Annotated in this window: 15 protein-coding genes, 1 tRNA gene and 1 pseudogene; 7 read left to right on the top strand and 10 right to left on the bottom strand. The window is 58.8% G+C overall.

The genetic code is table 11. From position 1 onward, the window contains the following. Together D3Y57_RS01665 and D3Y57_RS01660 are read left to right on the top strand one after the other, a co-directional pair. The gene (locus D3Y57_RS01665) at positions 1-237 is read left to right on the top strand and encodes a DUF2274 domain-containing protein (protein ID WP_430738988.1); all 237 of its coding nucleotides are present in this window, start codon (positions 1-3) and stop codon (positions 235-237) included. 43 nt (positions 238-280) lie between these two features. Next, positions 281-628, top strand: coding sequence for a hypothetical protein (locus D3Y57_RS01660; RefSeq protein WP_121150769.1), 348 nt, complete (start codon positions 281-283; stop codon positions 626-628). A 1,206-nt stretch (positions 629-1,834) separates the two neighbouring features. Here the strand turns inward: D3Y57_RS01660 and D3Y57_RS01645 are convergent. From D3Y57_RS01645 to D3Y57_RS01625, 5 genes are all read right to left on the bottom strand, one after another. Beyond that, positions 1,835-1,911 (bottom strand) — tRNA-Arg (locus D3Y57_RS01645). 45 nt (positions 1,912-1,956) lie between these two features. Continuing rightward, on the bottom strand, positions 1,957-2,337 hold the full coding sequence (locus tag D3Y57_RS01640; RefSeq protein WP_121150763.1) for a hypothetical protein: 381 nt from the start codon (positions 2,335-2,337) through the stop codon (positions 1,957-1,959). A gap of 11 nt (positions 2,338-2,348) precedes the next feature. Beyond that, entirely contained in the window at positions 2,349-3,011 is a 663-nt protein-coding gene (gene nth, locus D3Y57_RS01635) for an endonuclease III (protein ID WP_121152038.1), read from the bottom strand. Positions 3,012-3,024: 13 nt separating this feature from the next. Next, the gene (gene dapB, locus D3Y57_RS01630; protein WP_121150761.1) at positions 3,025-3,744 is read right to left on the bottom strand and encodes a 4-hydroxy-tetrahydrodipicolinate reductase; all 720 of its coding nucleotides are present in this window, start codon (positions 3,742-3,744) and stop codon (positions 3,025-3,027) included. A gap of 75 nt (positions 3,745-3,819) precedes the next feature. Further along, the gene (locus D3Y57_RS01625) at positions 3,820-4,581 is read right to left on the bottom strand and encodes a DUF72 domain-containing protein (RefSeq protein ID WP_239025782.1); all 762 of its coding nucleotides are present in this window, start codon (positions 4,579-4,581) and stop codon (positions 3,820-3,822) included. A gap of 197 nt (positions 4,582-4,778) precedes the next feature. On the opposite strand from D3Y57_RS01625, the gene D3Y57_RS01620 reads away from it, so the two are divergent. Beyond that, the gene (locus D3Y57_RS01620; protein ID WP_121150759.1) at positions 4,779-5,054 is read left to right on the top strand and encodes a hypothetical protein; all 276 of its coding nucleotides are present in this window, start codon (positions 4,779-4,781) and stop codon (positions 5,052-5,054) included. Positions 5,055-5,085: 31 nt separating this feature from the next. On the opposite strand, the gene era is transcribed toward D3Y57_RS01620, so the two are convergent. The 4 genes from era to lepB all read right to left on the bottom strand — a co-directional run bounded on the left by era (position 5,086) and on the right by lepB (position 7,907). Further along, complete coding sequence (gene era, locus D3Y57_RS01615) at positions 5,086-5,961, bottom strand: GTPase Era (RefSeq protein WP_121150757.1); 876 nt, start codon at positions 5,959-5,961, stop codon at positions 5,086-5,088. A 34-nt stretch (positions 5,962-5,995) separates the two neighbouring features. Continuing rightward, complete coding sequence (locus D3Y57_RS01610) at positions 5,996-6,265, bottom strand: GIY-YIG nuclease family protein (RefSeq protein WP_239025811.1); 270 nt, start codon at positions 6,263-6,265, stop codon at positions 5,996-5,998. Between the two features lie 149 nt (positions 6,266-6,414). After that, positions 6,415-7,122 carry a ribonuclease III gene (rnc, locus tag D3Y57_RS01605; RefSeq protein WP_121150754.1) on the bottom strand — a complete coding sequence of 236 codons (708 nt, stop codon included), beginning with the start codon at positions 7,120-7,122 and terminating at the stop codon, positions 6,415-6,417. Beyond that, on the bottom strand, positions 7,077-7,907 hold the full coding sequence (lepB, locus tag D3Y57_RS01600) for a signal peptidase I (protein ID WP_121150752.1): 831 nt from the start codon (positions 7,905-7,907) through the stop codon (positions 7,077-7,079). Before lepB ends, rnc begins: the two co-directional genes overlap by 46 nt. Before the next feature lie 151 nt (positions 7,908-8,058). Between lepB and D3Y57_RS19980 the strand changes: the two genes are divergently transcribed. The 4 genes from D3Y57_RS19980 to D3Y57_RS01580 are packed head-to-tail and all read left to right on the top strand — an operon-like array spanning position 8,059 to position 12,133. Then, on the top strand, positions 8,059-8,217 hold the full coding sequence (locus tag D3Y57_RS19980; protein ID WP_162986874.1) for a hypothetical protein: 159 nt from the start codon (positions 8,059-8,061) through the stop codon (positions 8,215-8,217). Next, the gene (pgi, locus tag D3Y57_RS01590) at positions 8,192-9,703 is read left to right on the top strand and encodes a glucose-6-phosphate isomerase (protein ID WP_121150748.1); all 1,512 of its coding nucleotides are present in this window, start codon (positions 8,192-8,194) and stop codon (positions 9,701-9,703) included. Before D3Y57_RS19980 ends, pgi begins: the two co-directional genes overlap by 26 nt. A 41-nt stretch (positions 9,704-9,744) precedes the next feature. Then, on the top strand, positions 9,745-11,088 hold the full coding sequence (gor, locus tag D3Y57_RS01585) for a glutathione-disulfide reductase (RefSeq protein ID WP_121150746.1): 1,344 nt from the start codon (positions 9,745-9,747) through the stop codon (positions 11,086-11,088). 10 nt (positions 11,089-11,098) lie between these two features. Continuing rightward, positions 11,099-12,133, top strand: coding sequence for an SDR family oxidoreductase (locus D3Y57_RS01580; protein WP_121150744.1), 1,035 nt, complete (start codon positions 11,099-11,101; stop codon positions 12,131-12,133). 21 nt (positions 12,134-12,154) lie between these two features. On the opposite strand, the pseudogene D3Y57_RS01575 reads toward D3Y57_RS01580, so the two are convergent. Continuing rightward, positions 12,155-14,151, bottom strand: a pseudogene (locus D3Y57_RS01575) (M3 family metallopeptidase). Between the last annotated feature and the right edge of the window lie 18 nt (positions 14,152-14,169).

The following is a 14,169-nucleotide window of genomic DNA, read 5'->3' as shown; positions in this document are numbered from 1 at the left end:
ATGATGCCAACCTTAAAACTTGCGCGATTGCCTGACCGGACCCCGGTCAAGCTTACGGTGCATGTGCTGCCCGACCTTCACGAGGCTCTGACCGCTTATGCCGCTGTCTATGCTGAAGCCTATTCCGAGCCAGCAACAGTGGAGCAGCTTGTTCCCGCGATGCTCAGTAGTTTTCTGGACAGCGACCGCGGTTTTCACGCGGCCCGCACGCAGAAGAACAAAGCCTCGGCAGGGTAAGAGTCGCGTTATGCCAAAATCCAGCCGTAATCACGATGATCAAATGGTTTTCGCTGAGGTCGTCCGCCGCATTGATCGGGCAGCACGCTATGGCGAGCGACTACATCTTGACCTGCCGCACATTCATGCGATTCTGGCATCGCCGATCTACACATTACTGAATGACTTGAAAGCAAAGGAGTTTCAGGCGTCGTGGCCAAGAGAAGAAGTCCATCGGGAACGGCAGGAAACGAAACACGTACGCAACTCGGCGATCGCTGGCTCTGGTATCGAAAAGAACGAGACGACTGGACCATCTGCTGGCTCGACGGGCGTATCGTCCGTCGCAAGAGTCTCGGCATCGGCGGTGGCTCACAAAATGATCCTCCAGAAGAAGCTCAAGCTGCCCTAGCGACGAACTTTCTGGCTCCATCCGCAGCACCCGATATTGCACCGGCGCCGCAGGAAGTACTGGTTGACGCGATTACCGCCCGTTGGCTTTCGGAACACGTGGTTACGCTTGAGGCACCCGATCGTTACGCCCAGTCAGTGATGGTATGGGAACGTTATTATAAGTATTTGCGGACCGAAGGTCGGATGCCTGAGCCGTACGTCGTTTCCAGCGTGAAACCTGCCTTCGTGCGAGAGTTTATCCGATTTCGTGAAAACGACGGCGTTTCGGCACCGACGATCAGTCGTGACATCAAGGCGCTGCGCAGTCCTATCAACTGGGCGGTGACCGAGGGCCATTTGTCCGCTGCACCAAAAATTCTCGACGTCAAAGGCAAGGGCAAACGCCGTGAGCTCGAATGGTCGCCGCAAGAGATCGCTGCTATCCTTGATGCAGCCGCCGCTTCCCCGTTGCGCGCCCATGTCCTGCTTTACATGATGATTTTCCTATCGACCAACGGTCGCTCGCAGGCAATCATAGAGCTCGATGCCGACAAGCAGATCAAGGACGGTTTGATCTACTTCAACGCTCCAGGGCGTCAGCAGACGCGCAAGAAGCGTTCGGTCGTGCCCATTGCCCCGACACTGAAACCTTGGCTTGAAGGGCTCGAGGGCAAGGTGATCCGCTATCGCGCACCGACGACGCAGGCCACGCGCGATGCCGGCGGCCCAGATTTTTTCGAACGGCCGACGGCCGACCTCGGTAATTCCTTCAAGGCCTGCCTGGTCGAAGCTGGAAACCTTTATCCGCAATTTGGATTAAGCGAACATGTCGAGGATGCCGAAGGCAATCCCGTCTGGCTGCCGCCGCGAAAACACATTGGAGAAACAAAACCACGACCTTTGATGAAAGCTGTGGGCTCGCCCAACACGCTGCGCCATTCGATTCATACGTTTTTGGCCTCACGCGGGGTACCGAAGGCGCAAATCGACACGGCCGCTGGCCATGCCACCGACGACGGCACCGGTGACCGCTACAATCACCTTAGACCGGCTTATCTCAAGGACTTCGTCCGGGGCATTGAAGCTTTTTGGAAGCAGGTGGGCAAATACACGACCGTACATCTGCAATCCCAGTGCAATCCCAAAATTGTCCAAAAACCCGCAAACTACTTGAGAGTGCGTTCGAGCACTTCACAGCAAGTCATTGATAATACTGAGACGGAAATGGTGCACCCGACAGGATTCGAACCTGTGACCCCTGCCTTCGGAGGGCAGTACTCTATCCAGCTGAGCTACGGGTGCGTTGCTGTCGCGCTTAGCAAGCGTATTGTGATTTCGCCAGCCCTATCATTTGGAAGTTTTTACAAGAGCCACCGGCTGGAATTGCCCAAGGCCGCAACTTGCGCCGCGGCTCACACCGGGGGACTGCAGGACTGTGATGATATCGACCGAGCACAATTCACTGGTCGATGTCTTGTACAGGAACCTTTCTTCGAAGCCGAGGCTGGGGCATGAATTGGGCAGGGTATTACGGTAAACCTTGCCGCCGTTCATAATGAAATCGATGGTGCTGTCACCGTGGACATGCGTTTCACGAATACGCGAAATGGATACGCAATTGACCGGGTCGCCGGTCGGCGTGGCGGCAGGAATGGTGCCGCGGGGGGCGGCGATGCTGCTGGTCGCGGTCAAAGCGATCAATGCAGATGCTATCAGGATGTTACGCATTTTTGCTCTCCTTAGCGGATCGATGCAGGTATCTTAGCAGGTGGCAATGACTTAGGCCTGAACGCACAAAGATCGATAACGGGACAACGCCAGCATTCGGGCGTCCGCGCTTTACAGGTATAACGTCCATGCAGGATCAGCCAGTGGTGCGCGTGGGTGCGAAAGGGCTGTGGAGTCTGGCGTTCTAGGATCGTTTCAACCGCCATTACCGTCTTGCCCTTCGCAAGGCCGGTGCGGTTGGCGACACGAAACACATGGGTGTCGACGGGAAATGTTTCTGCGCCGAGCGCGACGTTCAGCACGACGTTTGCGGTTTTGCGCCCCACTCCTGGCAAAGTTTCCAGCGCATCGCGATCGGTTGGAACCTCGCCCCCGAATTTGTCGATCAAGAGGTGCGACAGGGCGATAACGTTCCTGGCCTTGGTATTGAACAGGCCGATCGTCTTGATGTGAGACTTCAGGCCTGCTTCGCCCAGTTCGACCATCGCCTGCGGATCGCGGACGGTGGCGAACAGCGCGCGTGTTGCCTTGTTAACCCCAGCGTCGGTCGATTGTGCCGACAGCACGACGGCTACCAACAACGTGTAGATATTGACTGATTCAAGCTCGGTTTCGGGTGATGGGTTTAGTTCGGCCAACCGCCGATAAAACTCGAAAATATCGGCCTTTTTCACAGTTGCGGTACTTTCACAGGCCCAGCACATCGGCCATCGTGTACCGACCCGGTCCCTTGTCGGCGAGCCAGAGTGCGGCCTTTACAGCGCCGCGTGCAAATATGCCGCGATCCTCGGCGCGGTGGCCCAGTTCGATGCGTTCGCCCTCGGTTGCCAATATAACCATGTGATCGCCGGCGACCGATCCGCCACGCAGGGAAGCAAAGCCGATGCTGCCCTCGTCACGTCGCCCGTCATGGTCGAAACGGCTGAGTTCAGGCAGACTCTTGCCGCGGCCCTTGGCGGCGGCGGCACCCAATAGTAGCGCGGTGCCCGATGGGGCGTCTACTTTGTGGCGGTGATGCATTTCCAGCACCTCGATATCCCAATCGGCCCCGAGCCGCGCCGTTGCCTGCTCGATCAGAGCGGTGAGCAGGTTGACGCCAAGTGAAGTGTTTGCGGCCTGGATGATCGCAATATCGTGAGCGGCATCGTCAATCATGGCCTGATGCGAATCGTCCAGGCCGGTGGTGCCGATCAGTATGGGGGTTTTTGCGGTTCGAGCCGCGGCGAGGTGCGCGAGTAATGCGGAGGGGGATGAGAAATCGACAATCACGTCGCTTGCCTGTGCCAGCGCGGTTTCGTCTTCGCCGATATCGATGCCGCCGGAATGGGTCGCTCCCGCGCTTTCGATGGCGATGACGATCGCTTGCCCCATGCGGCCGGCGCTGCCGAAGATGCCGACGTGGGTCATTGGGGTATATTTTGGGTGAATGGCACGGCCATGATTTTCTTCTCGCAGAGCAATCGAGTGGTGTCGGTAAAGCGGCTAGTCCAGCTTGGCAATTAGCGCCATTGCCCCTGCGGGATTACGGACTTTTGCTCCCGAAATCATATAAACATACACATCGCGGCCGTGTTTTGCCCAGTTTCGGGCTGTTTCCGCCCAGTTATCCAGTGCATTTGCGCTATATCCGGTCGGAATGTTGTCTTCCGAGCGCTGTAGCCGGGCGTAGGTGAAGTCGCTCGTGTTTTCCTCGATCTTTGGAAACTCGTCGCTGTCGGCAAAGACGATCGCAGCATTGGCTTTCTTTGCCAGGGCATAAAAGGCCGGGTCGATGAAGCTTTCGTGCCGAACCTCCAGCGCGTGGCGGAGGGCAATGCCGTCCTTTTTTTCAGGCAGCAGCGCGAGAAATCCTGCGAAATCCCCGGCGTCGAAGTGTTTATTCGCAGTGAATTGCCACAGGATAGGCCCGAGCTTTTCACCCAGCTCGACGATCCCCTGAGACAGAAACCGATCAATGGATTCGGCGCCATCGGCCAGTATCTTGCGGTTGGTGGTGAAGCGCGATGCCTTCACGCTGAACACGAAACCGTCGGGCGCCGCCTTTGCCCATTTCGCGAATGTCGCCGGCTTTTGCGACCCGTAATAAGTGCCGTTAATCTCTATCGAGGTCAGGTGCGCGGCGGCATATTCCAGCTCGCGAGCGTGCGGCAGACCCTTGGGGAAAAACACGCCGCGCCACGGTTCGAACGTCCAGCCGCCAATCCCGACACGTATTTTTCCTTGTGACATTTGTCCCTGCGACATTGGCACCTCCGCTAGTCTTCAGCTTGTCGAACATATGTCGATCTTGCAACGGTCCACGGGCGCTGTCGGGGCTGCGCCCTGGCGGGTTTTAATCGCGGCCTGACGATTTGGCCGGACCCGAGCGCGCAGGTCGGTCGTTACGCAACTGTTAATATTTGTAGGCCGATATCAGGTCGGACAAGACCAGGAGAGATATTATGAAGATACTCGCACTCGCAGCGGGCATTGCGCTCGCACTTGGTGGCATCGCGTCGAGCGTACCGGCATCCGCGCAAGGCGTACAGGATAACGGTCGGGATAGCGGTTACAATCGCGGCCATGATCGCGGCGGAAAATGGAACAACCATTCCAACAAACGTTATGGCAACGACCGGCGGTACCGGAACCATCGTGACGATCGTCGCTGGCGTAACCACGGCCGTCGGTGCTGGAACGAATGGCGTCATCACCGCAACATCCGCGTTTGCCGCTAACCCGCCCAGGATTTGATTGCACCTGCCACGACTAATCGACCCAGTCGAGACCCATGTCGCGGTAGAGCATCCGATCTTCGTCCCAGTTGGGCGCGACCTTGACGTGCAGGTACAGATGAACCTTCACGCCAAGCATCGCGCTCAATTCGGCGCGGGCCTTGCTGCCGATTTCCTTTAACCGTGCACCGCCCTTGCCCAACACGATTGCGCGCTGACTGTCACGGGCGACCAGTATCTGCTGGTGGATTTCCAGCGAGCCATCCTGCCGTTCGGTATATTTCTCGGTATCGACCGCACATGCCTGCGGCAGTTCCTGATAAAGCTGATTGAAAATTTGTTCGCGCGTGACTTCGGCTGCCATCGTGCGGTCGGTCGCATCGCTGACCTGATCGGCGGGGAAGTGCCACGGTCCCTCGGGCATAGCCGCGGCCAGCCGGGCCTTCATATCGGCGACGCCGTCACCGGTCGAAGCGCTTATCATCAGCGTTTCGGTGAAGTGAATCCGTTCGTTCAGCGTCTGCGCATGTTTCAAAAGCTTGGCTTTATCCGCGACATCGACCTTGTTCAGTACAAGCAGCTTGGGTTCGGGTCGGCTTTCCAGCCCGCTTAAAATTGTTTCGACCTTCAGGCCAAGGCCACCCTTTGCATCGATAACAAGCGCGATGAGATCGGCGTCCGCAGCGCCACCCCATGCGGCCTGCACCATCGCACGGTCGAAGCGGCGCTTGCCTTCGAATATGCCGGGCGTGTCGACGAGGATGATCTGCGTGTCCCCCTCCAGAGCGACACCCATCAGCTTGGTCCGCGTCGTCTGTGCCTTTGGACTGACGATGGCGACCTTTTGCCCGACCAGCGCATTGACCAGCGTGGATTTGCCCGCGTTCGGTGCGCCGACGATGGCAACCATGCCGCAATGCTGGGTGGGTGTTTGGTCTGGCAAGTTAGTTTCTCGTTGATTGAGGGGAGAAGAAGGACAGGTTTGACGGAAGCAGAAAGGCAGGTTTGAGGGAGGAAGCAGGCCTGCCTTCTTTCTTTACCCGATTTTCCGCAAGTCGCGAAACCTCTGTCCAGTCACCCCGAACCAGAGCGATTTTCTTGGCGCGGCTCCAACCTTTTAGCCGAAATTCGAATTCTTTCGCGGCATCGCGGGTTTCGGAGGCTTCGGACCAGATCAGTTTGACCGGGAGATATGCGGAGGTGAAACCGGGGATCAGGCCGTTTTCGTGCTGGGCCAGTCTGACATCGAGGTTGTCGGTGTGACCAACTTACAGCCGACCGCCGTTGCAATGGAGTATATAGGTCCAGAAGGTCATCGGGCCTGGCGGGAGGGAGAAGGGCTGCCCATCTCCCTTAAAAACCTTCACCCCTTCAACTTCTCCAGCATAGCAACCGCCGCCGCAGTTTCGGCTTCCTGTTTCGAACTCCCGGTCGCGCTCGCCTCACCCGCAGGCCCCAGATTCACCGAGACGGTAAAGCGAGGGGCGTGATGCGGGCCGCTGCGGTCCACGATTGCATAAACCGGCGCGCGGCGGTTGTTGGCGGCAGCCCATTCCTGAAGCGCCGATTTCGGATGGCGTGGCGCATCGGCATGACCCTCGACCAGATCGCGCCAGTGCATTCGGACAAAAGCATCGGCGGCATCGAAGCCGTGATCGAGATATAGCGCACCGATCAAAGCCTCGGTCACGTCGCCAAGGATATTGTCGCTGTCGAATGCACCGTCGTCGCGGGCCTGTTTGCCGAGTTTCAGATAAGGGGCGACACCGATCCCGCGTGCGACATCGGCGCAGACCACGCCTGTCACAAGCGAATTGAACCGCCGTGACAACTGGCCCTCGGGTTCGGCCGGATAGGTCGCATACAGCCAGCGCGAGACCGCGAGCCCCAGCACGCGGTCGCCCAGAAATTCAAGCCGTTGATAACTGTCGCTGCCTGCGCTGCCGTGGCTGAGTGCGCGTTCATAAAGCCCGATGTCGCGGGGCGCGATGCCCAGCGAAACCGTCAGCCAATCGGATAGGGCGGTCAGAAACCTTCCCCGATCCGGTTCCAGCGTGCCGCCGAAACCCATGTCCACGGCAATATCCAGTTGGCCGATCCATCGGTCGAGAAAACGCTGAACTGCGCCTTTCCGACGATATTCTCGATCGGCACGAAACCGAAACCGCCTGCTTCCAACCGGCTGTCGCCGCTGTCGTCGCGGTCGTCACCCATCATGAAAAGATGGCCCTCTGGCACGGTATAGACCTGCGTGTTGTCCTGTGGCGTCGGTCCGAAATCGAGCACGTTATAGCTTTTGCCCGGAGCATCGTCCGAACCCGGCAGCGTTTCACGGAATTGCATATAGCGACACCGCTGCGTTCCGTCCGAACCGCGTTCCGCAGCGGCGGGGATCAGGCAGTGGGTATTTGGGCTGACCGTCTGGACGAAATCGGCAATGCGAACCTTTGGAACGCCAGCGCCATTGATGAACAATTGTCCGTCGCGCATCTGGATGAAGTCGCCCGGCAGTCCGATCACGCGCTTTATCAAATCGGTATCATTGGTGGGCGGCGATTTGAACACGATAACGTCGCCGCGCGCGGGCAGTTTTGCAAAGATGCGCCCGGGGATCAGTGGCAACGACCACGGCAGCGAGTGTTTTGAATAACCGTAGTTCCATTTGGTCACGATCAGATAATCGCCGACGAACAGTCGCGGCAGCATCGATTCGCTGGGGATACTGAATGGTGCGAAGATGAAACTGCGCAGAATGAACACGAAAATTGCGAGTTTCACGAGGAACTCGGCAAAGTCGCGCGTTTCGGATTTTGGCTTGGCCGGAGCCTTGATCGGAGCTTGGTCGGTTTCGGACATCCTCGCGCATTGCGGCGCTCACTCTATTGCGTCAAGCCGGGTGCTGTTTATCGCCAGTTATGGGCCAATTCGCCGAAGTATCGGCGACACCCCATTGTGGCCCCGCACCCCGGCTTCCTATATCGTCAGGGGGCTAAGCATGGAGGTGACGATGACCGATTCTCTTTACGACCAGTGGCTGAAAGAACTGAAGATCCTGCTGGACAAGATTGAGCATCATCCATCGGCTGATCTGGATGTCGAACGTGATCGCGTGGCGGTATTGACCACCCTGATTGCAAAACATGCCCGGAGTACGGACGTTGGGTGATTGGTCGGCAATTGAGGCGCTGCCCCCCACGCCACTGAAAGACCTGTTCGCCGCCGAGCCCGACAGGCTGGAGAAGATGGTCATCGAACAGTCGGACATCCGGTTCGATTTTTCGAAAACGCATTTGTCGGCATCGGCCATCGCCGCGTTCATCGCGCTGGCCGAGCAATCCGACCTGAAGGGCAAGCGCCACGCCTTGTTTGCGGGTGAGATCGTCAATCCAAGCGAAGGGCGGCCAGCAGGTCATACGGCCCAGCGCGGGGAAGGGCAGGCCGAAGCCGTTGCCGAGGCAAAGATGTTCCACGGGCGGATGCGCGCCCTGATCGACGCCATCGAGGCAGAGGCGCTTGGCCCCGTTCGCCATATCCTGCACGTCGGTATCGGCGGATCGGCGCTTGGTCCGGACCTGATATTCGATGCGCTTGGTCGTGATAAAACCACTTACGAGGTCGCCATCGTCTCTAACGTTGATGGCGTTGCGCTGGAGAGCGTGTTTGCGCGTTTCGATCCGGCAGCGACGATCCTTGCGGTCGCGTCCAAGACATTCACAACCACCGAAACCCTGTTGAACGCAAGCAGCGTGCTTCAGTGGATGGAGGAGCATGGCGTTGTCGATCCGATGAGCCGGGTTATCGCGCTGACTGCCGAACCCGACAAGGCAGTCGAATGGGGCGTCGATGAAACCCGCGTATTGCCGTTCAGCGAATCCGTCGGCGGCCGTTATTCATTATGGTCGTCGATCGGGTTTCCGTTCGCGCTGGCGCTTGGCTGGCAGGCTTTCGAGGAGTTGCTCGAAGGGGCAGCGGCGATGGACCGGCATTTCCGATCTGCACCGCTCGCCGAAAATGCGCCCGCAATCGGTGCGTTTGTCGATCTTTACTATACACAGGTCCGGCACGTGGAAACGCGCGCGATCTTTGCCTATGATGTCCGTCTGCGGCTGTTGCCGTCGTATCTTCAGCAGCTCGAAATGGAATCGAACGGCAAATCGGTGACGTCGGATGGGAAACCACTCGGTCGGCCAAGCGCGGCGATTACCTGGGGCGGGGTCGGCACCGATGCCCAGCACGCGGTTTTTCAGCTATTGCATCAGGGCACGCACCTCGTTCCCGTGGAATTCATTGCCAGCATCGAACCCGGCGACGTACTCGACCCCGAACATCACAGGCAATTGCTGGTCAATGCGTTTGCACAGGGTGCCGCGCTGATGGCGGGGCGGGCCAATGACGATCTGACGCGGAATTATCCGGGGGATCGGCCATCGACCATGATCCTGCTCAACGCGTTGGAGCCGCGCAGCCTTGGCGCGTTGATCGCGTTTTACGAACATCGCGTGTTCGTGAATGCGGTGCTGCTCGGCATCAATCCGTTCGACCAGTTCGGTGTCGAGCTTGGCAAGGAAATGGCGAAGGGTAGCGATGATCCTGCCGTGCGGGCCGGCTTCGATGTTTCGACCCGCGCGCTGATGGAAAAAGCCGGGCTTTAACCTATTCGCTACCAGCGATTTACCACTCTCCCGGAGATTTCATGGCTTACGATTACGACCTGTTTGTTATTGGCGCCGGTTCGGGCGGCGTCCGGGCTTCACGCGTTGCGGCGGCACACGGTGCACGAGTGGCTGTGGCGGAAGAACATCGGGTCGGCGGAACCTGCGTCATTCGTGGCTGCGTTCCAAAAAAGCTGCTCGTCTATGGTTCGCACTTTGCCGAAGATCTGGCCGATGCGCGGCGTTTCGGATGGGAAGTTCCGAAGTGCGATTTCAACTGGCCCACGCTGCGCGATAACGTGCTGGACGAGGTGACGCGGCTGGAGGGCATCTACGGTGAAACGCTGGCGAGCCATAAGGTCGAGGTGTTCAAGGAACGCGCCGTCCTGACCGGCCCGAACAGTGTGAAGCTGGCCGGTGGGCGTGAGATTACGGCCGGCAAAATCCTGATCGCGACCGGCGGCTGGCCTGTGCGCCCTGAATTTCCGGGGGCCGAGCATGGGATTACTTCGAACGAAGTGTTCCATCTGGAAACCCTGCCAAAGCGTATCGTCATTGCGGGCGGCGGGTATATCGCCAACGAATTCGCGGGCATTTTCAACGCGTTCGGCTCGAAAGTTACGATCGTCAATCGCGGGGACACGATCCTGCGTGGTTATGATACGCAGATCCGCGACCGCTTGCTCCAGATTTCGATGATCAAGGGCATCGAATTCCGCTTCAACGCACCGTTCGAGAAGATTGAGAAGCGGGACGACGGCAGCTTTGATGTCCATATGGGTGGATGTGAACCGATCAATGCCGATCAGATCCTGTTCGCAACCGGTCGCGCGCCCAACGTAGGTGGCCTTGGCGTCGATGTGGCGGGTGTCGTCCTGAACGAACGGGGTGCGATCAAGGTCGATGACGATAACAAGACCAGCGTCGATAGCATCTACGCTGTTGGCGATGTCACCGATCGTATCCAACTGACCCCGATCGCCATCCGCGAGGGGCAGGCGTTTGCCGATACCGTCTTTGGCAACAAACCGACCCGCGTCGATTACGCCAACGTGCCGAGTGCGGTGTTCAGCCATCCCCCGATTGCCGCTGTTGGCATGACCGAGGCGCAGGCCCGCAACAAGCTTGGCACGGTAAAGACGTTCACATCGGATTTCCGCCCGATGAAAAACGTCCTTGCCGGGCGCAACGAGCGTGCGCTTTACAAGATGGTGGTCGATGCATCGAACGATGTTGTGGTCGGTTTGCACATGATCGGGCCGGATTCAGCCGAAATCCTTCAGGCGGCAGCGGTTGCTGTCAAAGCGGGTTTGACCAAAGCCCAATTCGACGACACTGTCGCGCTGCACCCGAGCATGGCCGAGGAACTGGTGCTCTTTAAATAGGAACCCGCTGATGTCAGGCACTGTTCTCGTCACGGGTGGCAGCGGTTATATTGCTGGCTACACGATCCGCCAGTTGATCGCAGAAGGCTGGACGGTGCGCACCACCGTCCGATCCATGACCAGAGAAGCCGAGCTGCGCGGTTTGTTGAGTGTCGATAATACTCGCCTCAGTTTTCATGAGGCGGATCTGGAAAACGACGCGGGTTGGGCAGAGGCGGTCGCTGGCTGTACCCATGTCGCCCATATTGCGTCGCCATTTCCCGGCGGCGGTGTGCGTGATCCGCAGGATTTGATCCGACCGGCACGCGACGGCGTTTTACGCGCGCTGCGCTTTGCACATGATGCCGGTGTTCGGCGCTTTGTCATGACATCTTCGTCCGCTGCGATTGCCTATGGTCATGTCCCAGACCGCGAAATCTACACCGAAGCTGACTGGACCAACCCCGACTATCCCGGCACGCCAGCCTATACCCAGTCTAAAACCATCGCCGAACGCGCTGCGCGCGACTGGATCAAGGCAGAGGGCAGGGGCTACGACGGTACGAAGATGGAGTTTTGCACGGTCAACCCGGTGATGGTCTGCGGCCCCGTCATGAGTGCGGATTATTCCACATCGGTCATGCTGATTGAGAAAATCCTGTCCGGTTCGCTGGGCGGCGCTCCCGATTTCGGCTTTGGCGTTGTCGATGTTCGCGATGTCGCCGACATCCATGTTCGGGCGCTGCTGGCCGACAATATGGCGGGCGAGCGGCTGATTGCATCGGGACCATTCCTGAAAATCGTCGAAATCGCGCATATCCTGAAAGAGCGCCTTGGGCCGCAGGGGCGCAAGATTGCCACTCGCAAAATTCCCGATTTCCTGATCCGATTTGCGGCGCTGTTCAGCCCGACAGTCGCTCAGGTGACAGGCGAACTTGGCAAGACGCGGAATATGGATGCGAGCCACGCGCGCGACGTGCTGGGCTGGGTGCCGCGCCCGGTCGAGGAGACTCTTGTGGACTGCGCGCGCAGTTTAATCGAACATGGCATCGTTCGCGTGAACTGACGCCCGTGATCATACGCGCGATCAAATTAGCCGTCGTTCCTTCAGCAAGGCCGTTTCATCAGGCTCCCGACCCCGAAACGCCACAAAAGACGCCATTGGGTCGCGCGTGTTCCCCGGTGCAAGAACCTCCCATCGAAAGCGGGCGGAGAGGGCGGGGTCGAATATATTACCCGCTTCGGTGAAAGCAGAAAAAGCGTCTGCGTCCAGCACCTCGGACCAAAGATAGCTGTAGTAGGCACTGGCATAGCCACCGTCGAAAACATGAGTGAAATGCGTCACCCCCTGACGCGGCGCGATGGTGCCCGGCATCTTTATTCGCTCCAGCGTAGCCGCTTCGATTGCGGCGGAATGCGGGGCGATATCCCCTGACCGGTGTAGCGCCAGATCAATGAGAGCCGAGGACACCAGTTCCACCGTCGCGAATCCCTGACCGAAGTCATCGGCATGACCGATTGCGGCGATCAGGCCGGGAGGCAGCACCATTTCACGCAAAGTCTCGGGCGCGACGATCCAGTGTTCCATGAACTTCGATGGCAGCTCGACGAAATCCCGTGCGACCGCCGTTCCCGACTGGCTTTGATATTTCACATTCGACAGCAATGCGTGAAGTGCGTGACCGAATTCGTGGAACAGCGTTCGCGCCTCGTCGATTGAAAGACCGGTGTCCGCCCCTTCTGGCGGGATGGCGAAATTGGCGACCAGATAGGCAATCGGCAATACCGGCCCGTCCAGTTTCTCCTGTACGCGAAGGCTCCCCATCCACGCGCCGCCGTGCTTTTCGGGACGCGCGAAATAGTCGGTGTAGAGCAAGCCGATCTCGCCCCCTTTTTCGAACACCCCCATGCTTTCACATCGGGATGCCAGCCCGGCAGTTCGGGGCGCCGCCGAAAACTCAGCCCGTATAGTTGTTCGGCGCACGAGAATGCGGCATCGATGACCGGATCGAGGAGCAGATGCTTTTTCACCTCTGCACCATCCAGCGCAAAGCGGTCGCGCCTGATCCGTTCGGCATAAAATCGCCAGTCCCAGCCTTCGACAGCAAAGGTTGCGCCATCGGCATTGGCGGATGCCTGCAACGCTGCGCGCTCACTCGCTGCCTCGCGCACCGCAGGCTCCCAAACGCGCATCAAGAGCGCCTCGGCGGCCTGGGGGGTTTTCGCCATGCTGTTGGACAGGGCGTAGTCCGCATAAGTGGCATAGCCAAGCAATGCCGCCCGCTCTTTCCGAAGGGCAAGCGTTTCATCGATAATCGCGCGGTTATCATGGGCGCCGCCATCGCAGCGCGCGGTAAACGCCCGCCACATCCGTTCGCGCAAATCGCGTCGGGTCGAGAACGCCAGCAACCCCTCCATGTCGCCACGGTCGAGCGTGAATACATAGCCCTGCGCATACCCCTTTGCCTCTGCACGCGCCCTTGCCGATGCACGCATTCCGTCGGGCAGTCCGTCCAGATCGCCTTCTGCCAATATCATTTCCCACGCGGCAGCTTCGGCCAGAACATTTTGGCCGAACGCCGTGGATAGCGCCGAAAGTCGTTGGTCGATCGCGGCAAAGCGGTGCTTGTCCGTCCTGTTCAGCGCAGCACCGCCGTTGAGGTATCCACGGTAACTGTCCTCGACCAGACGCCGCTGTGCTTCGTCCAGCCCGGTCGTTTCGCGTGTCTGCCACACCGCCTTAACCCTGGCGAACAAAGCGGCGTTGTGTGAAATCGCCGTGCCGTGCCGGGTCAGCATTGCGGATATCGGGGGTTCCGCGGTCCGCATGGCAGTATCGGACTGTGCCGATGACAGAGTGTAAAAAATGCGGCGCACGCGGGAAAGCCGCTCGCCGCTGCGTTCCAATGCTTCGATCGTATTGGCAAAAGTCGCTGGCTCGGGATTATCGGTGATCGCTGCAATCTCTATCGCGGCTTCGGCGATGGCAGTTTCGAACGCGGGGACAAATTGCCCGGCGCTAATCTGGTCGAACTGCGGAGCGCCAAAAGGCAGAATGCTCGCATCGAGCAAGGGATCGCGCATCGCGGATTTCGTAACCGA

This window comes from Sphingomonas paeninsulae, from assembly GCF_003660165.1.
Lineage (GTDB): Bacteria > Pseudomonadota > Alphaproteobacteria > Sphingomonadales > Sphingomonadaceae > Sphingomonas_O > Sphingomonas_O paeninsulae.
Note: the sequence above shows the minus strand (reverse complement) of the source record. Positions and strands in the feature narration are given on the sequence as shown.